The organism is Arthrobacter sp. 05N428_2 (assembly GCF_056397065.1).
This window is the reverse complement of the sequence record NZ_JBFTMR010000015.1, coordinates 38,518-61,420: the sequence shown is the minus strand read 5'-3', so window position 1 is coordinate 61,420 and position 22,903 is coordinate 38,518. Positions and strand designations below refer to the sequence as shown.

The 22,903-nt window shown below is 68.1% G+C and carries 18 protein-coding genes and 2 tRNA genes; 9 read left to right on the top strand and 11 right to left on the bottom strand.

Annotation, left to right across the window (positions count from 1 at the left end; all coding sequences use genetic code 11):
• Positions 1–314: 314 nt before the first annotated feature.
• Both AC1DGI_RS15265 and AC1DGI_RS15260 read right to left on the bottom strand, forming a co-directional pair.
• A tRNA-Ser gene (locus tag AC1DGI_RS15265) sits at positions 315–402 on the bottom strand.
• A gap of 104 nt (positions 403–506) precedes the next feature.
• Complete coding sequence (locus AC1DGI_RS15260; RefSeq protein ID WP_476899436.1) at positions 507–2,801, bottom strand: prolyl oligopeptidase family serine peptidase; 2,295 nt, start codon at positions 2,799–2,801, stop codon at positions 507–509.
• A gap of 94 nt (positions 2,802–2,895) precedes the next feature.
• Here AC1DGI_RS15260 and AC1DGI_RS15255 point away from each other — a divergent pair, with 94 nt between their 5' ends.
• Entirely contained in the window at positions 2,896–4,869 is a 1,974-nt protein-coding gene (locus AC1DGI_RS15255; protein WP_441402011.1) for an FAD/NAD(P)-binding protein, read from the top strand.
• 543 nt (positions 4,870–5,412) lie between these two features.
• Here AC1DGI_RS15255 and AC1DGI_RS15250 read toward each other — a convergent pair.
• The 6 genes from AC1DGI_RS15250 to AC1DGI_RS15225 form a co-directional block, all read right to left on the bottom strand.
• Positions 5,413–9,954 (bottom strand): ExeM/NucH family extracellular endonuclease, encoded by a 4,542-nt coding sequence (locus AC1DGI_RS15250; RefSeq protein ID WP_476899435.1) that lies wholly within the window; start codon positions 9,952–9,954, stop codon positions 5,413–5,415.
• Between the two features lie 359 nt (positions 9,955–10,313).
• Positions 10,314–11,117, bottom strand: coding sequence for a VOC family protein (locus AC1DGI_RS15245; protein ID WP_476899434.1), 804 nt, complete (start codon positions 11,115–11,117; stop codon positions 10,314–10,316).
• A 153-nt stretch (positions 11,118–11,270) separates the two neighbouring features.
• Positions 11,271–11,675 (bottom strand): VOC family protein, encoded by a 405-nt coding sequence (locus tag AC1DGI_RS15240; RefSeq protein ID WP_441402133.1) that lies wholly within the window; start codon positions 11,673–11,675, stop codon positions 11,271–11,273.
• A gap of 10 nt (positions 11,676–11,685) precedes the next feature.
• A complete protein-coding gene (locus AC1DGI_RS15235) occupies positions 11,686–12,123 on the bottom strand; it encodes a helix-turn-helix transcriptional regulator (RefSeq protein ID WP_441402132.1) in 438 nt (145 codons plus the stop codon).
• A 72-nt stretch (positions 12,124–12,195) separates the two neighbouring features.
• Positions 12,196–12,693 (bottom strand): GNAT family N-acetyltransferase, encoded by a 498-nt coding sequence (locus AC1DGI_RS15230; RefSeq protein ID WP_441402131.1) that lies wholly within the window; start codon positions 12,691–12,693, stop codon positions 12,196–12,198.
• Positions 12,694–12,805: 112 nt separating this feature from the next.
• Positions 12,806–12,893 (bottom strand) — tRNA-Ser (locus AC1DGI_RS15225).
• A 158-nt stretch (positions 12,894–13,051) separates the two neighbouring features.
• Between AC1DGI_RS15225 and AC1DGI_RS15220 the strand changes: the two genes are divergently transcribed.
• The 7 genes from AC1DGI_RS15220 to AC1DGI_RS15190 all read left to right on the top strand — a co-directional run bounded on the left by AC1DGI_RS15220 (position 13,052) and on the right by AC1DGI_RS15190 (position 19,765).
• Positions 13,052–14,035, top strand: a complete 984-nt coding sequence (locus AC1DGI_RS15220) for an NAD(P)H-quinone oxidoreductase (RefSeq protein ID WP_476899433.1) — start codon at positions 13,052–13,054, stop codon at positions 14,033–14,035.
• Positions 14,036–14,189: 154 nt separating this feature from the next.
• Positions 14,190–14,723 carry a PadR family transcriptional regulator gene (locus tag AC1DGI_RS15215; RefSeq protein WP_441402129.1) on the top strand — a complete coding sequence of 178 codons (534 nt, stop codon included), beginning with the start codon at positions 14,190–14,192 and terminating at the stop codon, positions 14,721–14,723.
• 210 nt (positions 14,724–14,933) lie between these two features.
• On the top strand, positions 14,934–17,234 hold the full coding sequence (locus AC1DGI_RS15210; protein WP_476899432.1) for a carbon starvation CstA family protein: 2,301 nt from the start codon (positions 14,934–14,936) through the stop codon (positions 17,232–17,234).
• An 11-nt stretch (positions 17,235–17,245) separates the two neighbouring features.
• Positions 17,246–17,437 (top strand): YbdD/YjiX family protein, encoded by a 192-nt coding sequence (locus AC1DGI_RS15205; protein WP_476899431.1) that lies wholly within the window; start codon positions 17,246–17,248, stop codon positions 17,435–17,437.
• Between the two features lie 236 nt (positions 17,438–17,673).
• On the top strand, positions 17,674–18,372 hold the full coding sequence (locus AC1DGI_RS15200) for a bacterial proteasome activator family protein (protein WP_476899430.1): 699 nt from the start codon (positions 17,674–17,676) through the stop codon (positions 18,370–18,372).
• Positions 18,373–18,380: 8 nt separating this feature from the next.
• Complete coding sequence (locus AC1DGI_RS15195) at positions 18,381–18,836, top strand: hypothetical protein (protein ID WP_476899429.1); 456 nt, start codon at positions 18,381–18,383, stop codon at positions 18,834–18,836.
• An 83-nt stretch (positions 18,837–18,919) separates the two neighbouring features.
• Positions 18,920–19,765: an aldo/keto reductase gene (locus AC1DGI_RS15190; RefSeq protein ID WP_441400996.1), complete on the top strand. Its 846-nt coding sequence runs from the start codon at positions 18,920–18,922 to the stop codon at positions 19,763–19,765.
• A gap of 53 nt (positions 19,766–19,818) precedes the next feature.
• Here the strand turns inward: AC1DGI_RS15190 and AC1DGI_RS15185 are convergent, their stop codons facing one another.
• Positions 19,819–20,022 carry a hypothetical protein gene (locus AC1DGI_RS15185; RefSeq protein WP_441400998.1) on the bottom strand — a complete coding sequence of 68 codons (204 nt, stop codon included), beginning with the start codon at positions 20,020–20,022 and terminating at the stop codon, positions 19,819–19,821.
• Between the two features lie 36 nt (positions 20,023–20,058).
• On the bottom strand, positions 20,059–21,006 hold the full coding sequence (locus tag AC1DGI_RS15180; RefSeq protein ID WP_441401000.1) for a hypothetical protein: 948 nt from the start codon (positions 21,004–21,006) through the stop codon (positions 20,059–20,061).
• A gap of 70 nt (positions 21,007–21,076) precedes the next feature.
• Between AC1DGI_RS15180 and AC1DGI_RS15175 the strand changes: the two genes are divergently transcribed.
• Positions 21,077–21,550 (top strand): hypothetical protein, encoded by a 474-nt coding sequence (locus AC1DGI_RS15175; RefSeq protein WP_441401002.1) that lies wholly within the window; start codon positions 21,077–21,079, stop codon positions 21,548–21,550.
• On the opposite strand, the gene AC1DGI_RS15170 is transcribed toward AC1DGI_RS15175, so the two are convergent.
• Positions 21,510–22,748 (bottom strand): MFS transporter, encoded by a 1,239-nt coding sequence (locus AC1DGI_RS15170; protein ID WP_476899428.1) that lies wholly within the window; start codon positions 22,746–22,748, stop codon positions 21,510–21,512. The genes AC1DGI_RS15175 and AC1DGI_RS15170 overlap by 41 nt on opposite strands.
• Positions 22,749–22,903: the final 155 nt, after the last annotated feature.

Sequence of the window (22,903 nt, the reverse complement as noted above, 5' to 3'; positions counted from 1 at the left end):
CTACAGCGCTACTACGACGAAAACCCCGAACGATTCCGCCAACGACCCATCACACCAGCCCCCGCCCGCCACGCAGGGATCAACCTTCCCGCAACAAAAACACCCACACAGCAAACCCAATGACTCCACACAGCTTGACAATCTGCGTACCCGCCGGAGGTGAGGGAGCGTTCCCCTCGTACCCGCCGGAGGTGAGGGAGCGTTCCCCGCGTACCTGCCGGAGGTGAGGGAGCGTTCCCCGCGTACCTGCCAAAGGTGAGGGAGCGCCGGATCCGGGAACGCAAAAGGCCCCGGTCCAGGACCGGGGCCAAACGCGGAGACGGGGGGATTTGAACCCCCGGTGGAGTTGTGCCCCACACTTCATTAGCAGTGAAGCCCATTCGGCCGCTCTGGCACGTCTCCATTCGCTATTACTAGCCCACCAAGGATACGCAGAAGGAGTCACGCAGCGCAAAACGGCCCGCCCGGAGCAAACGCTGGCTGTCGCCGTCAGTACGCGGCCGGGATCAGGCTGCGCCGCCTGCCAGTGCGCGCCACAGGAAATGCTGGCTGCGGCTCTGCAGCGCCGCGGCCTGGCGGTTGTCCGAGGCTCCCGCGTGGCCGCCCTCGAGGGCCTCGTGGAACCACACGTTGGGGATGCCCATGGCCTGCATCCGGGCCGCCATCTTGCGGGCCTGCACAGGACCCACCCGGTCATCCGACGTCGCGGTCCAGATGAAGGTCTCCGGATACTCCACCCCGTCGTGGAGCAGGTGGTAGGGCGAGAAGGTCCGGATGAATTCCCACTGCTCGGGCACCTCCGGGTCGCCATACTCGGCAATCCAGGAATACCCGGCGGACAGCTTCGTGTACCGGCGCATGTCCAGCAGCGGCACCCCGCAAGACACAGCGCCGAACAGTTCCGGGTACCTGGTGAGCATGTTGCCCACCAGGAGGCCGCCATTGGAGCCGCCCACGCAGCCCAGCCGCTGGGGGGACGTGACGCCGCGGGAGATCAGGTCCTGCGCGACGGCTGCGAAGTCCTCGTAGGCGCGGTGCCGCTGGTCCTGCAGTGCGGCGCGGTGCCAGGACGGACCGTACTCGCCGCCGCCGCGGATGTTCGCGACGACATACACACCGCCCCGGCTGTGCGGCGCCCCGCCCTCCGCCCCGGCTGATTCCTCCGTGCGACGTTCCAACCAGGCCCGGCCGACGGCACCGCTGTAGGCAGGGGTACGGGATATCTCGAAGCCGCCGTAGCCGGAGAGCTGCGTGGGATTCTGCCCGTCGAGCACCAGATCCTTGGCGGCGATCTGGAAGTAGGGCACCCGGGTGCCGTCCTTCGAGACTGCGAAGTGCTGCTGCACCTCGTAGGCGTCCTCGTCGAAGAACGACGGCGCGGTCCGGATCACCTCGTGCGTGCTGACGACGCCGGCCACGCCTGCGCGCGTCAGCGAACCGCGGGTCAGGGTGGTCGGCGTCGCGAACCCCGTGGCCACCAGCCAGAAGTCATTCCCGGCAGCATTGTCGGCACCGTCCTCGCGCCCGTCCTCGCGCCGGTCCCCGCGCCGGTCCTCGCGCCCGTCCTCGCGCCCGTCCTCGCGCCCGTCCTCGTCGTCAACGGCGTAGGCGTTGACGTCGTGCAGCGGCGGGCAGGCGTCCAGCGCGCTGGAGGCCCAGGCGACATCGGTGCCGGGCCGCTGCGGGTCCAGCACCCGGATTTCGGAGGACACATCCCGCAGCAGGTTCAGCAGCAGGAAGTCCCTGGTCCAGCTCCAGGACTGCAGGGACGTGTGCGCGTCCGGGGTGAACAGCACGGACACCTCCCGGCTGCCGGCCAGGAAGTCCTCGAAGCCCGCCGCCAGTAGGGACCCGGCCGGGTAGCTTGTTCCGTTGACGTCCCACTCGCGTTGCGGGCGGAAGAGCAGCCATTCCCGGTGCGAACTCAGGTTCACGTCCGCCGGCACGTCGATTTCGAGCCACTCGCCGTCGCGTAGCACCGAGGTGCGCTTTTCGAAGAAGCTGATCCAGTCCACGCCGAAAGTGCGTTCGAATCCGGGGGTGGAGTCATGTGCCAGGAGAGCCATCATGTGGTCTTCCGGGATTTCGAAGAGCCGCTCGGCCGCCGCCAGCTGCTGGCCGCGGCGCAGGACCACACCGGTCCGGGCGTACGAGGAGCTGGTGCGCGGCAGTCCCGCGGCGGTGCTTGCCACCAGCAGGGTGTCGGCGTCCAGCCACGATACGTTGCCCTTGCCGGTCGGAAGGTCGAAGCCGCCCTGCGCCGGGTCGACAAAGCTGCGGGCCTCGACGTCGAACTCGCGGTAGCGGTTGGCGTCGCCGCCGTCGGGGGAGAGCGCCAGCAGAGCGAGCCGGTGCGGCTGCCCGGCGGCGGGGCGGAGGAAGCTGGCACCGTGGAAGACCCATTCCTCGCCTTCTGCCGCGGCAAGGGCATCGATGTCGAGCAGGATCTCCCACTCGGGCGACCCGGCCCGGTAGCCCTCCCAGTCCGTGCGCCGCCAGAGGCCCTTGGGGTTCTCGCGGTCCTTCCAGAAGTTGTAGTACCAGTCGCCGTGCTTGCCCACCATGGCGATCCGGTCGGTGGAATCCAGGACCTCAAGGATGCGGCCCTCGAGTTCGGCGTATTCCGCGTCCTCCAGCAGCTCCTCGGTGCGGGCGTTCTGTTCCCGGACCCAGGCCAGTTGCTCCTCGCCGTAGATGTCCTCCAGCCAGATATTCTCGTCGACGGGTTCGGGGGCGGTACCGGAGTTCGCTCCGGAAGGGCCGCCGGACGCGGGTGGTTGCTCAGCTGCAGTGGTGGTCATCGGCCCATCCAAGCAACTGCAATGCCGGGCAGGCAAGTCAAGCCTCCGGGCCGGCAGTCAGGACGCCGGCCCGGTTGCGGATACGCTGGTTGCCGTGGTCATATCGCGAGGCATCCGGACGGCGCTGATTGGCGCCGGTCCCAGGGGTACCAGCGTGCTGGAGCGGCTGCTCGCCAATTGGGCTCCCGGCACTTCCGGAGCCAGCTTGCACATCGACGTGATCGACCCTTACCCCGCTGGGCCGGGCCATGTCTGGCAACCTGCGCAGTCGCGGCTCTACCTGATGAACACGCAGTCCTTCTATCCCACCGTGGTCCCCGAGGATCCGGAGCTGGCGACGCCCCTGGCCGGGGGCACCTTCGACCGGTGGCGGGAACTGCAGCGGCGGGACCCGCACCCCGCGCTGTCCGCCGAGGAACGCACCGAGCTGGCCGGGCTGGAGTCCGCCGATTTCCCCAGCCGCGCGCTCTACGGCCGCTACCTGCGGGCCACCCTCGAGGAATTGCTGGAGAAACTGCCCGACGGCGTCACCGTGGAGTTCCACCCGACGACGGCGACGGCGGTCCGGCCGGGCGCCGCGCCGGCGGACGCCGTACCGGAGAACGCCGGGTTCGACGTCGCGCTCGCCGACGGCGCCGTGCTCAGCGTCGGGTCCGTGGTACTGGCACTCGGCCACCTTGAGTCCCGGCTCAATCCCGAACAGCGCGACCTGCAGTCCGCCGCCCAGGAACTTGGACTGACCTACTTACCGCCCGCCGCCCCGGCTGACGTCGACTGGTCGCGGATCCCCGCCGTCCGGCCGGTACTGGTGCGCGGCATGGGCCTGAACTTCTTCGATGCGATGGGCCAGCTGACCGAGGGCCGCGGCGGCAAGTTCCTGCCCGACCCGGACGGCGCTGGCCTGACGTACCTGCCGTCCGGGCGGGAGCCGCTCCTCATCGCCGCCTCCCGTCGAGGCACCCCGTACCGGGCGAAAGCGACACTGGCCGGCTACTACCCGGCGGCGGTGCAGCTGAGGTACTGCACGGAGGAGGCGCTCGCCAAATTCGCTGCGGCCGGAATCGTGCCGAGTTTCGACCACGACCTCTGGCCGCTGCTGCACCGGGACGCTGTGTGGGCCTACTACTCCACCCTGGCGCGCTCGCGGCCGGACGCGGTCGGCGCCGACCCGGCCGGCTTCCTCGACGCCCTGGCGGAAGCGCTGCGGCCGCATGCCCACTCCACGGTGAAGTGGGAAGATGCTGCACGGGCGGTGATCGACGCGTCGGTCCGCCCGGGCCATCGGTTGGACCTGCTGGGCCTCGCAGCGCCGCTGGCCGGCCGCAGCTTCGCCGCCCGAGCAGAGCTGGACGCCGCCGTCGTCGAGTATCTGCTGGATGACGCGCGGCGCTCGGCCCTCGGCGAGGAGGACCCGGTGAAAATGGCGATCGGCGCGCTGCACCACGGCCGGGCGGTGCTCAAGACGGCGGTGGCGGACGGCGGCATCACCGATGAATCCTGGGTCGCGGGACTCCGGGGCTGGTTCGAATCGTTCGTGGAAGGGCTCGCGAGCGGGCCGCCGGCGCTCCGGGCCGAGCAGCTTGCGGCGCTGGCCCGGGCCGGGGTGGTCAGCTTCGTGGGCCCCGACCCCAAGTTCGGCGTCGACCGGAAGGCCAAGGTATTCACGGCCGCCTCGCCGTGGGTTCCCGGCCGGGACGGAGCCGACCGGGTCGAGGCGACCGTGCTGATCGAGGCGCTGGCACCGGCCAACCGGGTGGCCATCAATGCGTCCCCGTTGCTGGAACAGCTGCTGGCGGACGGCCTGGTGCGCCCTCGGCTCATGATGAGCGCGGAAGGCACGCCGGTGCAGAGCTCCGGCCTGGACGTTGTGCCGCACCCCTACCGGCCGGTGGGCGCGAACGGGGCGGTCACAGAGGGCGTCTACGTGCTGGGCCTGCAGCTCTCCGCCGCGCAATGGGGCACCGCGATCGCGGCCGAGGCCCGGCCGCAGCAGGGGCCGGTCTACCGCAGCGGCCAGCGCACCCTGCGCGACGCCGACGAGATCGCCAGGGCCATCCTCGGCCGGTAGGCGCCAGACCGGCAGCGACGGGCCCGCGAATAGCCTCGCGAACAACGAGCATGCCCTTCCTTGGCCGTCAACAAAAGTGAGCACGTCCTCCTGGGCTTGCAACCAAAAATGAGCATGCCCTCCGTCCGGGCCGGGCGGTGGACTTATGGGCTATGTGTCCATCGCTGCTGCCCAGGGGAGAGCATGCCCGTTGTCCTGGCCGCTAACGAAAAATGAGCATGTTCCTTCCGCGGGCGGGGGAGTGGACACTTGTAGGAAATGTCCATCACTGCGGCTCGGGGCTGGGCATGCCCTCTCTTGGCTGCCAACAAAAGTGCGCCCGTCCTTCCTCGGCCGCAGACAAAGGATGGGCATGCCCTCTCTTGGCTCCGGACAAGAGGTGCGTCCGTCCTTTCTCGGCCACCAAAAAGTGAGCATGTCCTCCCTTGGCCACCAACCAAAAATGAGCATGCCCTCCGTCCGGGCCGGGCGGTGGACATATGGCTCATATGTCCACCGCTGCGGCCCGGGGGAGGGCATGCTCACTGGGTCAGGGCTGGAAGCCTAGCCCTTCAGGCAGTGGCGGTACGCGGCCATCTGGGTGCCGTAGTTGGCCTGGCCCACCAGGTCGGCGGGCCGGTTCGGCTTGACCGGCGCGGTGCACTTCGGCGGGACGGGGACGCTGGCTGCGACCTTGACCTCCGACTTGACCACGGTGCCGGATTCGACGGCGGTGAGCACCAGGGTGCCCGTGCCGGCTGCGGCGCCGGCGGGCACCTTCAGGCTCACTGAGGCCGCACCGGCTGCCACCGGAACGGTACCAAGTGCGGTGACCGTGCCCTTGGCGTCGATGAACTCGGCGCGCAGCGAGGCATTGGCCGGGCTGCCCAGCGAGGTGAGATCCAGCTTGGAAACCGCCAGGATGATGGCGTCTCCACTCTTGACCTCGGCCGCGGTGGTGTTGGCCACGGCCACCGAGCGGCGGCCGAAGTCCGGCGAAACGGGGTTGTGCATCTGCAGGTACTTGATCCACGCGTCACGGTCCACCAGCCCGGAATCCTTGGTTCCCGTGCCGGAGGTGAAGATCCGAAAGTTGTCGCCGCCCGTGGCCAGGAAGCTGAACGTGCCGATCCGGTAGGACTTCGCCGGGTCGATCAGCGCACCGTTGACCCGGATCGCGGTGATCCGGTCACCCGCGGGGCGGGCAGCGTCGTAGGTGTAGTTGACGTTCTTGGACAGGCCCAGCTGCTGGTAGGCGCGGCTGGGGACCGTGCCGTCCGGGTTGGTCTGCCACTGTTGTTCCAGCAACGTCTTGAACTGTGCGCCCGTGAGCGAAGTGGTCCACAGGTTGTTCACGAACGGCAGGACCGCGTTGGCCTCGGCGTAGGTGATCGTGCCGTCCGGGGCGTAGTACAGCTCGTTCCGGAGGCCGCCCGGGTTGACGACGCCGATCTCGGCGCCGCCGAGCTCGGGTGCCTTGAGTGAGTCCACGAGCGAGTCGGCCACGAGGTTGCCCAGCGTGGATTCGTTCGCACGGTCGTCACGCGCGGCGGGGGAGCCGCCGAACGCCGTCGTGATATCCGCGGTGACTTTGCCGACCGGCTGGTTGCCGACCACGGCCGCCTCGGCGGTGGCCTTGTCCACGATGGCCTGGACTGCGGCGACCCGCGGGAACGCGGCGATGAGGCCGGCCGCCGGGTCCGTGGTCCGCTTGACGTTGGCCGCCTTGTAGCCGGTGACGGACATGGTCTTGGTATCGATCGTCAACTGGATCTGGCCGATGAACTCGCCGTAGTTGCCGGTCTGCACGATCGGACGGGTCTTGCCCGTCGGCTGGCCGGCAGAATCCAGCACCGGCGCGTCCCAGGCGTACTGCTTGTGGGTGTGGCCGTTGAAGATGGCGGCCACATCCGGGGTGACTTCGTTGACCATCTTGGCGAAGGGGCCGCCGGCAGCGACTTCCTGCGCCAGGGTGGCGCCTTCGGGGGCGCCTGAGCCGGCGCCGTCGTGGTTCTCCACGATGATCACGTCGGCGAGCTTGTCTGCCTTGATCTTCGCGGCGACGCGGTTGATGGCGTCGACGGGATCGCCGAATTCGAGGTCGGCGATGCCGGCCGGGGTGACCAGCGACGGAACTTCCTGGGTCACGGTCCCAATTACCGCGACCTTGATCCCGTTCATGTCCAGCACGGTGTATTCCGGCAGGACCGCCGCGGTGGTGCCCTTCTTGTAGACGTTGGCGCCCAGGTACGGGAACTTCGCGTTGCTGCCGCCGGCGATGACCCGGTCGCGCAGGTCGGCCCAGCCGCCGTCGAACTCGTGGTTGCCCACCGCAGACGTGCGCAGTTCGAGGGTGTTCAGCACGTCGATGGTCGGCTGGTCCTTGGCCACGGCCGAGGCGAACAGCGAGGCGCCGATGTTGTCTCCGGCGGACAGGAACGCGGTGGCGCCGGGGGCCGCGGCCGCCCGGAGTTTCTCGATGGTTCCCGCGAACTGCACAGTGTTCGAGTCGATGCGGCCGTGGAAGTCGTTGATGCCCAGGAAGTTCAGGTCAACGCTGGCCGGCGTGGTGGGAAGGTTCAGGCCCACGACCACCGGGTCGTGGTCACTGGCGCGGAACTGGTTCGGCGCGTAGTAGTCGGTGACGTTGTTGTTGAAGCGGCTGTACTCCAGCGCCACTGACTCCACCGAGTTGATGTTCCAGATGTCCGCGCCGGTGACGACGGCGTTGGCCGACGGCGAGGCGAGGATGTGGTCCAGCGAGCCGACCAGGCCGCCGAAGAGGTAGGAGTGCTTGGCGCTGCCGTCGGCGTTCTTAGCCTTTTCCTCCTGGTTGACGTACCCGGCCGCGGTGAGGACGTTGATCGGGTCCTCCTTGGCGTAGGAGTTGAAGTCGCCGATCAGGAAGACCTTGTCGGTGCCCTTGGACTTCTGCAGTTCGTCGGAGAAGGCCAGCAGGGACTTGGCCTGGGCGGTGCGGGCGAGGTTCGAGGCGCCCTGGCCCTTGTCCGTGTCGTCCGGCGTCGCGGCCGAGCCCTTGGACTTGAAGTGGTTGGCGATGGCGATGAACTTCTTGTCATCCGCGGCGCCGACGGGCTTGAAGACCTGGGCCATCGGCTTGCGGGCGCTGGCGAAGGCCGTTGTGTCGTTGTGGATGATGGACTCGCCCACCGGCTCGGCCGTGGCCTTCTTGAAGATGAACGCGGTGCGGATCATGTCCTCATCGCCAAGAGGGGGAGCGTTCGCGGGTGTGCGGACGTAGTCCCAGATGCCGGGCGTCGCGATGTTCAGGGAGTCAACCAGCTTGGAAAGGGCGTCGTCACGGTTCTTGCCGAACTGGGCCGAGTTCTCGACCTCCATCAGGGAGACGACGTCGGCGCCGGACTTGGAGATCGCGGCGACGATCTTGTCCTGCTGGCGCTTGAAGTTCTCGGCGTTGGCGGCGCCGCGGACGTTGCAGCCGCCGCTGACAGTGATCGGGTTGCCCGCACGGTCGTTGTAGAACTTGCAGCCGGCGATCGTGTCACCGGTGGTCGGGAAGTAGTTCAGCACGTTGAACGAGGCGATCCTGAGGTTGCCGCCCACAGCAGTGGGGGTCTCCGTGCGGGTCGCGCCGAAGCCGGCCGGCTGGACCGCGTCGGCGTTGGCGGCGGTCAGCTGGGTCAGCGGCTGGAACTTCCAGGAGTTGTTCGCGTAGCTGAGCACCACGTTGGTCTTAAACGTGACCGGCGAGCCCACCCGGACCGGGTCCTGGATGGTCAGGTACGGCAGGGTCTGCGCCTTGGTGCCGGCGTCCTTGAGGAAGTTGGTGCTGGCACCGTCGTCGAGCTTGATGCCGCGCGCGGCGTTCGCGTCGACGGTGGCGTTGTACTCCGTGGAGCCGTAGGCGCCGACAGCGGTGGGCTGTTCGAGCGGGGTGGTGCCGCCGGCCAGGCCGATCTCGCCGTACTGGTTAAGCGAGTAGTTGTCCGCAACCGTGACCGGGCCCTGCGGCGTCAGCAGCATGCCCTCGAGGGATTCGCGGAAGGCCTCGTCGGCCGGGAGGGCGAAGCCGGTGGCTTTGACCTCCGGGGCGGCCTCGGTCAGTTTGGTGACTCCGGCGGCGCCGGCGACGTTGAGCTGGGTCATGCCGTAGTACTCGGCAACGTCGCCCGTGACCTCGAGGTAGTCACCGATCTGCACCGAGCCGACGGCGGAGCGCGCGTAGACGAAGATGGCGTCCGATGCCGTGTGGTTGGCCGGCGTCAGGTCGCCGCCGGTTCCGGGGGTCTGAACGTAGAAACCGTCGAAACCGCCGGTCGGGAAGGTCGCGGTGACCTTGCCCCGGGTGGTGACAGCGGAGCCGGTGAGCGGGCTGGCAGCGCCGGTGCCCTGGATCTCGGCGATGGTCTTCAGCACCGGCGGCGTGCCCGTCCCCGGATCAACCGGGCCGGGATCGACGACGGCGTTGGCGGCCTTGGGCGTGATGGCGGGGTTGAGGGTGAAGTCGACGGCGTTGTTGTTGCTGTCCGCGCCCGCGTTGCGGTTCAGGCTCTTGACGTCGGTGTTGCCCGACGGTGCGGCGGCGGCCTGTGTCTCGAAGGTGTTGGAGCTGCCGTAGCCGAGCAGATCGGCGACGTTGGCGGGCTCGATGACCGAGCCGGAGGCCAGCGCGTTCAGGGTCGTGGACTGCTTGGCCAGGACGATCGTGCCGGCCGAACCGGACGGGTTGAATCCGGTGGCGATGGCATCGGCTGCGGGCAGATCCAGCCCGACGGCACCGTTACTGCCGCCCTGGAGCAGGTAGTAGCCCTTGGCCGCGATGGTGCCGGAGAGAGCCGCGGTGCTGTTCGGTGTGCCGGTGCTCGTGCCGGCGCGGTACTGGAGGGACCAGCCATTCAGGGAGACCGGGGCGTCCGAAGCGTTGAACAACTCAACGAACTTGTTCTTGTAGGCCGCTCCGGCGCTGCCGCCGCTGAGGTAGACCTCGTTGATAGTGACCGGCGAAGTTCCGGCTGCTGCCGGTGAGACTTCCAGTGCGACGGCGGGCAATGCCGTCAGCGGGGCTGCGATGAGCCCCGCGGACAGTGCTGTGCCCAGCACTGTTTTCCAATATGTGATTTTCATCCGCTCTAACTCTCATTGGGGTGCCCGGGTAAGGGCTGGGTGCGATGTGATGTCCGGGGCGTGGCCCGGGGCCGGGTCTGCTCTTGGTCAAGCAGAGCCCGGCTCAGCAAAACAGGGGTGAATGAACACAAAGTGAATTGCCTGCGCATTCGGCGACGCGGCCCCCAGCGGAACGCATCGCAGCCGGCGTGGAACCCCAACAGGGCGGCCCCGGCGACGGTGTCGGTCGTGCATTCTTGCCACCCGGTCATTTCCCTTGACACGGGCAGTCAAAAGAATACCGGCCACAATCCGCTTGAAAAGCGGGGGCCGGTATTCTTTATCGCAGTTTTTTCAAAGGTTTTATATAGAGCCCAGTCTTAGGGGGCCGCGGTGGCGGAACCCCCCTGTGCCGTCTCGGCGACGATCTTGAATATGGCACCGGTGGGGTCGGTCAGGGTGGCGAGCCGTCCGAACGGGGTGTCCTCGGGCGCGTGGATGACAGCCGCGCCAAGCTCCACCGCACGGGCCGCAGTGGCGTCGGCGTCCTGGACAGCGAAGTAGACCTGCCAGTTGGCGGGCACGTCGGCGGGCAGGTAGCCGGAGGCGTCCATGATCCCGGCCTTTGCCGCGTCGCCGGCACCCAGGGTGGTGTACCGGAACTCCGGGGTGTCGCTCATGACGTCGGTGTCCCAGCCGAAAACTTCCTGATAAAACTTCACGGCCGCGGGATAATCCTTGGCGTGGAGTTCGTGCCAGGCCGGTGCGCCGGGTTCGGCCACGAGCTGGAAGCCCTTCATTTCGTGCGGCTCCCAGACGCCGATCGAGGCGCCGGTGGCATCGGCAAACATCGCCATTTTGCCCTGCTCGGGCACGTCCATGGGTTCCATGTAGACCTGCCCGCCGTGCGATTTCACGGCTTCCGCGGTCGCGGCGGCGTCGTCGGCGCGCAGGTAGGTGCTCCACATGTCCGGGAACCCGGCCTGCTCTGCCATCTTCTGCATCATCCCGGCGACGGACTTCCCGTCTTTGGAGGCGGTGATGTAGCCGCCGTACTTCTCCTCGTCGCCGGTCTCAAAGGTCCAGCCGAAGAGTTCGCCGTAGAACGACTTTGCCTGTTCCGTGTCCGAGGTCATGAGGTCGATCCAGCAGGGTGCGCCGGGGGTGATGTCAGGGGTAGGCATGGTGTCTCCTGTTCTTCGCGGCTCCGGCTTGCATCCTCGGTGGCCGCCGCTTTCTGATGGATGGGTCAGACAAAAGAGACACTATGCCGGGGCCCCGACGGTTTCAATGGACCGCTAGAAAACCGGATGGGCCGCGGCCGGAAGGAGCCCGCGTCACACGGCCTGGTTGAAACGGACCATGTTGCCGGACGGGTCACGGAAGGCGCAGTCCCGCGGTCCCCACGGCTGCACGATGGGTTCCTGGAGGACCTCCGCACCGGCGGCACGGACGGTCTCGAACGTGGCATCGAGATCGTCAGTGCGGAAAACGATGATGGGCAGGACGCCCTTGGCGAGCAACTGCTGGAGCGCGTCGCCGTCGTCCTGGGAACGGCCCGCGTGCGGGGGCGAAAGCACGATCTCGAGGTCGGGCTGGGCCGCGCTGCCGAGGGTGACCCAGCGGTGGCCGTCCGAGCCGACGTCGTTCCGGACCTCCAGGCCGAGCACGTCGCGGTAGAACGCGAGCGACTCGTCGAGATCGTTGACGGTGATTTGTGCGTACTGAAGTGAAATGTTCATGACTCAAACGCTACGGGGCAAGGAGCGGGGACGCTTCTTCGATCCTGCTCGGTTTCCGCGGCGGCCGGGTGTGCTGCCGGGCCACGCAGGACGGCATCGCCTTCACCGCTTGGTGTCCACGGTCCCGGTAGGCGCTGGGCGGCATGCCGACGATTTCGGTGAAGCGGGAACTGAACGAGCCCAGCGACGTGCAGCCGACCTCCATGCAGGCATCGGTCACGCTGGCTCCGGCCCGCAGCAGGGCCATGGCACGTTCGATCCGCCGCGTCATGAGGTAGTTGTACGGCGTTTCGCCGTAGGCGGCCTTGAACTGGCGCGAGAAGTGCGCCGGGGACATGAGCGCGCCGGCGGCCATCGTGGGCACATCCAACGGCCGGGCGTAATCGCGGTCGATCAGGTCCCGCGCGCGGCGCAGCTGGACGAGATTGGCCAGTTCCTGCGGTGTCATGCCGAAATTCTAGCGCCGATCCGGGAACAGTGGCCGGTCCGTCCGGCTGCGGGTTCGCCCAGGCCGATCGGGTTACCCCGCGGCCCGCACCATACGTATTTCGGGCAGTTCATGCCAGTCCGCCGGAAGCAGGGCGCGCCTCCCGTCGGCATGAAAACCGTGCTTCTCGTAAAAGGCCCGAGCCCGCGGATTGTCCGCAAGGACCCAGAGGTAGGCGGCCGAGTCTGCCAGGGCGGCGGTCAGCAGGGCGGCGCCGAGCCCGGTCCCGTAGCTGCGGGACAGGGTGTAGATGGCATAAAGCTCCAATTCCTGAGGCCGGTCCTCGTCCCGGCCCGCTCCCGCGTCGGCGAAACCGACGATTTCGTGGTTTTCGTCCAGGGCGATAATTCGAGGCTCGGTGCTCTCCAGATACGGTCGGCGCTTTTCCACGCGTTCCGGGATGCTGGCCCGGCGGCTTTCAAAGAAGTCCGGGGGCAGGAGATGCCCGTAGCATTCCTCATGGGCCTGGGTGTGCATGCGGACCACGGCGTCAGCATCCTCCGCGGTGGCCTGGCGGATCCGGTACTCCATAGCGCCAGCCTAGTGCGGAGGCGGGGCCATCGAAGGGAACGAGTGAGGCCGGCCAAACCAATCTTTCGATCGTCTCGGCCGGCCTCGAAGCCGCAGATAGGCGGCGCACCCGCGGAAGGTAAGAGATTCGAACTCTTGGTACGGGGTTACCGCACACTGGTTTTCAAGACCAGCTCCATCGGCCGCTCGGACAACCTTCCCTAACGAGTAGTGTTTCATAGCCGGTCATCTGCCACAAAAAGCGGCGGCGCTCGCAGACGACGACGGCTCGGCCACCTACTCTGGAAAAGGGCGCCGCGGCACCGCGTGCCGCCGGCGCCCCGCCAGCACCGCACCAGTAAGGAATTGGGAGTTCTCCATGAAGGCTGTCTACATCTCAGAGCCCGGCGGGCCGGAGGTCCTGGAGCTCCGGGAGGTCCCGCCGCCCGTTCCTGGCCCGGGCGAGGTGCTGATCGACGTGGTAGCTGCCGGTCTCAACCGTGCGGACGTCCAGCAACGCCGCGGGTTCTACCCGCCGCCCCCCGGCGCCTCCGAAATCCCCGGCCTTGAAGTGTCGGGCAGGATCGCGGGCTTCGGTCCCGGCGTCACGAAGCCCTTCTCCGTTGGGGACAAGGTCGTGGCGCTGCTCGCCGGCGGCGGCTACGCCGGGCAGGTGGCGGTTCCGGCCGGGCAGGTCCTGCGGATACCCGACGGCGTGGACCTGGTCACCGCCGCATCGCTGCCCGAAGTTTCGGCCACCGTGTACTCCAACCTGGTGATGACGGCGCAGCTGCAGGCCGGGGAGACGGTCCTCATTCACGGAGCCACCGGCGGCATCGGAACCATGGCCATCCAGTTGGCAAAGGCGCTCGGCGCGCGCGTGGCCACCACCGCTGGCACCGCGGAGAAGGTCGGCACCGCGACAGGGTTCCTCGGTGCGGACATCGCCATCAACTACGCGGAAGAGGACTTTCCGGAGAGCCTTCGCGCCCAAAACGGCGGCAAGGGCGCGGACGTGATCCTCGACGTCGTCGGAGCCAAGTATCTCGGGCAGAACGTGGATGCGCTGGCCGACTACGGCCGGCTCGTCGTGATCGGTCTGCAGGGCGGCACCAAAGCGGAACTGGACCTTGGCATGCTGCTGCGCAAGCGCGCGGCGATCATCGCCACCTCGCTGCGTCCCCGCCCGGTGGAGGAGAAAGCCGTCATCATGACCGCCGTCCGCGACGCCGTCTGGCCGCTGGTGGCCGACGGCAGGATCCGTCCGCTCGTGGCCAAGACGTTCCCGCTGGATCAGGTCCAGGCCGCGCACCGCTACTTCGACTCGGGCGAGCACGTGGGCAAGGTCCTGCTCGTCATCTAAGTGCGCGTCACCGCCGGATGTGACACACTGCATACGTTGATCGGCATATTTGTAGCGCCGAAGCAGTACAAACAACGATATTGTGATTCCATACGCGGTATACACGCGTCTTGGGGCGCGTGTATGCCGTCGTGCTGCTACCCTCGGGAGCACCATGTCTATCCGCCACAGCCTTCTCGCGCTGCTGCAGGACCGCCCCCGCTACGGCTACCAACTCCGGACCGAATTCCAGAACCGCACCGGATCTTCCTGGCCCCTCAACATCGGGCAGGTGTACACCACCCTCGACCGCCTCGAACGCGACGGCCTGGTGCAAAAAGACGGGGCCGACGGCGAGGGCCACATCATCTACCGCATCACCCCCGCCGGACTGGACCAGGTCCGGGACTGGTTTCAGGCTCCCGTGGGCCGCGCCAATCCGCCGCGCAACGAGCTCGCCATCAAGCTCGCTCTCGCGCTCACCCTGCCCGCCGTCGACGTCGGCGGCCTCATCCAGGCGCAGCGCGCCGTTTCCATCCGGGCGCTACAGGAATACACCAAGTCCCGGCGCGACGCCGCCGCGAACCCGCGCCCGGCCGACTTGGCCAAGCTCCTGGTGCTGGACTCGCTGATCTTCCAGACCGAGGCTGAGGTCCGCTGGCTGGACCTTTGCGAGGCTCGGCTGATGCAGCTGGCCGGCCCGGCCTAACCCCGGCATCGTTAACAAGTCCACCGCGCACCGCGCCCCGCTGCGCCCGGCGGTCCACTCCGTGCCACTCACCGCGCCCACCATGCCGCTCGTCGCGCCGTCGCGGAACGGTGCTGCCGGGCCGCGCCCGGCCCGCTGCCCCCGTTGATAGGGTGCCATGGGACAGATCTGACTGCTGTTCTGTCAGATGGGGTTTTTCAAGGAGGAAACATGGGCACGACGCCAGCTAGCGGGACCATAACCGCGCAACCCGACGACGGTATAACGCCGGTTCCGGGGCTCCCGGCCACGGCCGTCGACGCGGCCGTCACCGAAGCCGAAGACCGCAAATGGACGCCCGCGAAAATCGCGCTCTGGGCGGCCATCGCACTGCTGGGCGGCGTCGCGTGGTTCATGCTCGCCATCGTGCGCGGAGAGACGGTGAACGCCATCTGGTTCGTGTTCGCCTCGGTCTGCACCTACCTGATCGGCTACCGGTTCTACTCCAAGGTGATCGAACGGTACATCGCCAAGCCGAACGACCGCCGCGCCACCCCGGCCGAATACAAAGCCGACGGCAAAGACTACGTCCGGACTGACCGCAACGTGCTGTTCGGCCACCACTTTGCCGCCATCGCCGGTGCCGGACCGCTGGTGGGCCCTGTCATCGCGGCCCAGATGGGCTACCTGCCCGGCACCATCTGGATCATCATCGGCGTCGTCCTTGCCGGCGCCGTGCAGGACTACCTGGTCCTCTTCTTCTCCATGCGCCGCGGCGGCCGGTCGCTGGGCCAGATGGCCCGCGAGGAACTCGGCGTGATCGGCGGCACGGCAGCGCTCATCGCCACCCTCCTGATCATGGTGATCATCGTCGCCATCCTGGCCCTCGTCGTCGTCAACGCGCTCGGCGACAGCCCTTGGGGCGTCTTCTCCGTCGGCATGACCATCCCGATCGCCCTGTTCATGGGCGTCTACCTGCGCTACCTCCGCCCGGGCAAGGTCATGGAAGTCTCCATCATCGGCTTTGTGCTGCTGCTGGCCGCCATCATCGGCGGCGGCGCCGTCGCCGGCACCGAATGGGGCGCCGCGGTCTTCCACCTGGACAAGGTCACCATCGCCTGGGGCCTCATCGTCTACGGCTTCGTCGCCGCGATCCTGCCGGTGTGGCTGCTGCTGGCACCGCGCGACTACCTCTCCACCTTCATGAAGATCGGCGTGATCGTGATGCTGGCCCTGGCCATCATCGTGGTCCGCCCCGAAATCACCGTCCCGGCGTTCAGCGAGTTCGCCTCCCGCGACGACGGCCCGGTCTTCTCCGGCGCCGTGTTCCCCTTCCTGTTCGTGACCATCGCCTGCGGTGCCCTCTCCGGCTTCCACGCCCTGATCTCCTCCGGTACGACGCCGAAACTCATCGAGAAGGAACGCCAGGCCCGCTTCATTGGCTACGGCGGGATGCTGATGGAGTCATTTGTGGCCATCATGGCGCTGGTTGCGGCGATCTCCATTGACCGCGGCATCTACTTCGCGATGAACGCCCCGGTTGCCTTGACCGGCGGCACCGTGGAAACGGCAGCGCAGTGGGTCAACAGCCTGGGCCTCTCGGGCGTGAACATCAGTCCGGATCTCCTCGCCCAGACCGCCAAGGACGTCGGCGAGCCCAGCATCGTCTCCCGCTCCGGCGGTGCGCCCACCCTGGCCGTTGGCCTGGCGCACATCATGCAGCAGTTCATCGGCGGCACCGCGATGATGGGGTTCTGGTACCACTTCGCCATCATGTTCGAGGCACTGTTCATCCTGACCGCGGTCGACGCCGGCACCCGCGTCGCGCGCTTCATGCTGCAGGACTCGATCGGCAACTTCGTCCCGAAGTTCAAGAACCATTCGTGGCGGACGGGAGCCTGGCTCGCCACCGCCGTCATGGTTGCGGCGTGGGGCGCCGTGCTGCTGATGGGCGTCACCGACCCGCTGGGCGGCATCAACACGCTGTTCCCGCTGTTCGGCATCGCCAACCAGCTGCTGGCAGCGATTGCCCTGTCGGTGGTCCTCGCCATCGTCGCCAAGCGCGGCAGCTTCAAGTACCTCTGGATCGTGGCGCTGCCGCTGGCCTTCGCAGCCGTCGTCACCATCACGGCGAGCTTCCACAAGATCTTCTCGCCGGTCCCCGCCGTCGGGTACTTCGCCAACAACGCCGCATTTGCCAAGGCGCTGGCGAACGGCAAGACCTCCTTCGGGACGGCCAAGACGCAGGCCGCGATGGAGGCCGTGGTCCGCAACACGATGATCCAGGGCTGGCTCTCGGTCATTTTCGTGGTGCTGAGCATCATCGTCATCATCACGGCGCTGATCGCCACCGCGAAGGCGTTCCGCAACGCCTCTGYCGGCGTCGTCAACGTGGAATTTGAGGATCCTGCGCAGCCGTCCCGTATTTTCGCACCGGCCGGGCTCATTCCCACCGCGGCGGAACGAGAGCTGGAAGCGGAATGGAAGAAGCTGCCCGCGGACCAGCAGCTCGAACACTCCGCCGGGCACTGAGGGCTGCTGCCATGAAAGCGCTCGTAGCGGGATTCCGGGGATTTGCTGCGTACTTCGGCGGCGTCCTCGGAGCCGATGCCTACAAGAAGTACCTGGAGCATCATCACGCCTCAGGCCATGACGGGCTGCCGATGTCCGAGCGGGCCTTCTGGCGGGACCACTCGGACCGCCAGGATAACAACCCGCAAAGCCGCTGCTGCTAAGCCGCGGTACCGGGGCGGGGCGCTGCCGGGAACACCAGTTCCCGGCGGCGCCCCGCTGCGTTTGCGCCGCGGAACCACAATGTACCGCGCCCAGGGGATGGCTGGCGTCGACGCCGGGACCCGTCTGCAAACCAAATCCCGCGCCCCGGATTGCGGCCGTACCGGACAGTTCGCGGCGGTGCACAGCGGCGTCATGCAGACCCGCCCTCCGCGCCCGCGCGTGAGAGTATGAAGCCATGAGCGATCCGATCGATACTCAGTCCGGCGACGGCACACCGATGGAGGACACTCCGATGGACGGCGCACCGTTCGATCCCGTCTTTACGGCAGCCACGCCGCCCGGCGCGCCCGCAAACGGCGCAGCGGCCGGCCGGCTAAGCCCGCCCTCGTCCGATTCCCACGATTCGGCCCCGCGCAGCCGGGCAAGCCACCTCCAGGACCTGGTCGATCAGCCAGCCAAGGTCATGCGGATCGGTACCATGCTGAAGCAGTTGCTGGATGAGGTGAAGTCCGCTCCGCTGGACGACGCGGCCCGTGCGAGGCTGGCCGAAATCCACGAACGCTCGATCAAGGAACTCGAAGACGGGCTGGCGCCCGAACTGGTCCAGGAACTCGAGCGCATCCATCTGCCGTTCCCGGAAGACGGCACGCCCTCGGACGCCGAGTTGCGGATCGCGCAGGCCCAGCTGGTCGGGTGGCTGGAAGGGCTGTTCCACGGCATCCAGGCCGCCATCGCGGCCCAGCACGCCGCCCGCGAGCACGCCGCCGCGCAGCTGCAGCTCCGCCAGTTGCCGCCCGGCACCATGATTGCGCCCGGCGTCATCATCGGCGAAAACGGTGAGCCCCAGCGCGCAGCCGAACCGCAGGCCGGCGCGGATCCCTCGCAGCCCGCCAAACCCGCCGATCCGGACCACGGTCCCGGCCAGTACCTCTAGGACACCGGTTGGGATTTTTCAGCGCCGCGCGGCAGGGACGCAAGGACGACGTCGAACTCGGCAAGGGCCTCTGGCGGCGCGCCCATGACCGTTTCGTCCGGGGCCTGGACCGTTACCACCAGGTGCTCGAAGGTGTGGAGGACGAGGCGTTGTACGCCGAACTGGTGGAAATCGCCAACGAGCTGGCGGTCCTCGCCGGCCGGGTCCGGCAAATTTGCATCGAAGCGCAGCGCCGCTCACCCAGCGACGGTCTGGACATCCCCGGCGCCCTCGCCGGAGTGCACCGTTCACTCTCGACGGCGGGCAACTCGCTGGCCATGACCGCGGAAGCGGCGGCGATGCTGCGCCTCGCCGTCGGGCCGGTGCCGGTGGGCGCGGCGTCGGTGCGGCGCCGCGCGGAGTCCGTCATGGAACACATTGACGACGCCGAACGGCGGCTTGCGGAGACGGCCGAACGGGACTGACGCCCGAATATTCCGGGTTAAGCGCCTAGCTTAGTGGCGCCAAACCACTAGCCTGGCGGGCGGTCGGTTGGCAGGATAAACGGATGACTTCTTCCCCTGAACTGAAATTCAATGACGGCAACACCATCCCGCAGCTCGGCTACGGCGTATGGCAGGTGGCGGACGACGTCGCCGAGAAGGTGGTCGGCCAGGCTTTCGAGGCCGGTTACCGGCACATCGACACTGCGCGGATCTACGGAAACGAAGCAGGCGTGGGCCGCGCGATCGAGGCCTCCGGCCTCAAGCCTGAAGAACTCTTCATCACCACCAAGCTGTGGAACGCCGACCAGGGCTACGAGTCCACGCTCAAAGCTTTCGAGGAATCCATGGAGCGGCTGGGCCTCGAGACCCTGGACCTCTACCTGATCCATTGGATGCAGCCGAAGCAGGACAAGTACGTGGACACCTGGAAGGCGCTGATCGAACTCCAGAAGCAGGGCCGGGTGAAGACGATCGGCGTCTCCAACTTCACCAAGGAGGGCTTGCAGCGCCTGATCGACGAGACCGGCGTCGTGCCGGCCATCCATCAGATCGAGCTGCACCCGTTCTTCGGCCAGGCGGAGCTGCGCGAATTCAACGCCTCCAAGGGCATTCTCACCGAAGCCTGGTCGCCGCTGGGCCAGGGCGGCGAGCTGCTGGACAGCCCGGTCATCGCCCAGATCGCCGCCAAGCACGGTGCAACGCCGGCGCAGGTGGTCATCGCCTGGCACCTCGCGATCGGCAATGTGGTAATTCCCAAGTCGGTCACCGAGTCCCGGATCCGCGAGAACTACGCGGCTCTGGACGTTACCCTCGACGAGACTGACGTGCAGGCCATCAACGGCCTGGACCGCAGCGCCGAGGGTGCCGGGCGCATCGGCGCGGACCCGGCGGTGTCCGACTTCGCCTGAGCCGTCCTGTGATGGGGCCTCCACCGTTGGGTGGGGGCCCTTTCGCGTGGCGGCTAGGCCGCTGCCCGGTTCTGGCGGGGCCGCACTGCATCGATCATGGCCCAGCCGTGTTCGTCCCTGACCTGGCGGCTGGCGAAGCGTTCGGCCTCCGTGGAGTCGTCGAACCCCTCCGTGCGGACCCGGCCGCACTCGGTGTCCAGATAGGTGACTTCCCAGTGCTGGCCTGCTGATTGCTGACGTGCTGACTGCTTTTCCATGGCTTAAGTCTGCAACCGGCCTCTGACACTAAGCGGTCAGCGGTCCGGCGTGTTGCCAAGACGCAGTACCCGTTCGCGGGCGAGGTCTTCCCGGCGGCGGTCCTTGTCCGCGGCCCGGGCGGCCTGCTGCGCGGCGGCGGAGGCGAGGTCGAGGCGCTGGCGGGCCTGCCGCAGCCCGGCCTCGGCACGCGCCAGCTCTTCCCTGAGCCGGCCCTCTTCCTCGGCCAGCGCGGCAGCGTGATCCGCCGCTTCGCTCCGCTCGCCGGCTGCGCGCTCTGCCTCCGCTGCGCTGGAGCTGGCGGCCTCGGAGGCCAGTTGCAGGGCCGCCCTGGCCCGTTCCGTTGCAGAGGGGCTGGGCGCCGGCCGCTCCTGCCGGACAGCCTGCAGCCGCGGCCGGTCGGATGCCAGGGGAGGGCCCGGCGTCGTCCGCCCGGGCGGCGGAGGCATTCCGGGGGCCTCCGGAACGGCGACGGCGCCATCGAGTTCGACGACGTCGACGCCGTCAGCGGAGAGCGCCCGGAGCAGGCGGCCGCTCCGGACCGCAGCGGCCGCGCCCTCGTCGGCGGTGGCAGCACGCAGGGTTTGCTCCACTTCGGCCGCGATCGCGGTGCTGATCGTCCGGCCCTGCTGCTGCGCGACGGAGCGGGCTTCCGCGACCGCACCGGCCAGCACCTTCCGCCGCTCCTGGGTGAGGCTGCGGAGCGTGGCGGCGTCGAGGGCGTCCTGCGCCTGGCGCATGGCCAGTCCCAGCTCGGCCACCGCGCGCAACGTCTCCGGCCGCTGCCAGGCCAGCATGTTGATGGCCCAGGCGCCCACCGAGGGCTTGGGCAGGGACCGGACCTCCGCTGCGCGGGAGCGCAACTCCGGCGTCGCGGGGGTCGCGGCCAGCAACCCCTTGGCCACGGCGGTGCGCCCCGCGACGAATTCGTCGAACGGCAGCGCATAGAGCTGCGCCGCGATGCCCGCCAGCTCACGCAGTGCCATGCAAGAATCATAGAAGCTCCGGCCCCCGAGCCGGGGGCGCGCAGCCCACGTCCACCGTAGGAGAGCCCACGTGATTTTAATAGCCGGACTCCCGGCCCATATCCTTCTGGTCCACGCGGTGGTGGTGCTGGGACCGATTGCCGGCCTCGCGGCCATTGTCTACGCAGTGGCAGCCCGCTGGCGCCGGTACTTGGCCTGGCCGCTGGGCGTTCTGGCTCTGGTGCTGGTCCCGATCTCGGTGGTGACGGCGCAGGCAGGGGAGCAGCTCCAGCAGGCCCGGCCGGCGACGGCGATGATCCAGGCCCATGCCCAGCAGGGGGACGTGCTCAAAATCGTCTCGGTCTTCTTCTTCGTGATTGTCGCCGCGATGATCGTTGCCAGCTACGAACCGATCGGGCGGCGGTTCAGCTTCCTCGGGCGGCTGCGCGAACACCGGGTGGTGCGTCTTGTCTTGCTTGTGGCGGGAGCGTTGATCGGGGCCTTCTTCGTCTACCAGAGCATCATTACCGGGCACTCCGGCGCCTCGTCCGTCTGGAGCCGCTAGCTCGGCGCACGGTCAGGAGCAACAGCACCAGAGCAGCCACCTGCAGGGCGGCGACCACGGTGACCAGCGCGGTCCGCGTGTCGTACAGGGCGCCATAGAGTGCGCCGCCGGCCAGCGCCCCGACCCCTTCGAACCCGGCAAAGACGCCATAGGCCGTCCCCTGACGTGCCTCCGGAACGAGGTCCGCAACCAGCGCCTTCACCGTGGAGTCTTGGACCCCGGTGGCAGTTCCCCAGATGGCCACGCCCGCCAGCACCGGGACAATGCCGTCGGACAAGGCGAGCACGGGGACGGCGGCGATCAAGACGGGCAGGGCCAGCAGTACAGCCGGCCCCATCCGGTCGTAGAGCACGCCGCTGCCGAGGGCGCCGACCGCCGCCGCACCCATCGCGCCGGCATAGAGCAGCGGCACGGCCGGCGCCGGAACTGCCGCTGCGGTGGTCAGGTGGTAGGCGATGACGCCGAACGCCACGAGGCCCGCGCTCCAGAACAACGCGCACACGGCAAAGAGCAGGAAGACTCCCGAGAACAACGACGGCGCGCTGCCGGCCGCGCCCTCCGCGCTGGCCGCGCTGGTACCGGCCGCGCTGGTACCGGCCGAAGCGGCCGGCTCGGCCACCCGGCGGCGCAGCCAGGCCACCAGCACCAGTGCAATCGCGGCAGGGACGGCCAGGACGGCGAACGCCGCCGACAGGACTCCGGTGGCCGCCAGTACCGCAGCGACAATGACCGGTCCCAGCAACGCCCCGGTAAGATCCAGCGACTTGTGCACGGCGAAGCCCCGGCCGCGCCCGACGCGTTTGGCCACGGAGGCCAGCAACACGGTCTTGGCCGGACTCCGCACGGCCTTGCCCACCCGGTCCCCGATGATCAGTACCGACGCGAGCGAAAGCCCGACGGCGCCCGCAGCCGGGGCGAAGGCCAGCAGCGGCACGCACACGGCCGTCAGGGCGTAGCCCACAATCGTGAAGGTCCAGTACTTGCGCGTGCGGTCCGCCCAAGGTCCGAAGATCAGGCGCAAGCCCTGCGCGGCGGCCTCGGCCGCGCCGGTGACGAGCCCGACCAGCAAGGCGGACGCGCCCAGTTGGGCCAGCAGGGGCCCGGCGAGCGGACGGGCGCCGTCGGAGACCAGATCGGTGGCCAGGCTGACCAGCCCGAAGCCGACCACCGTACTCCACGGCTGTACCGGCCGTTCCATTTCCCAAGGTTCGCGGACGCGGCCGGGAATGACAAGAGGAGCCCGGACCCCGCCGGCAGGCACTTCCAGCGTCCCCGATGAGGCCGCCCGAATGTTACCCACATCATAAAATGTATTGACACGATGTAAAGCTTGCGGTCAGACTGTCTCACTAA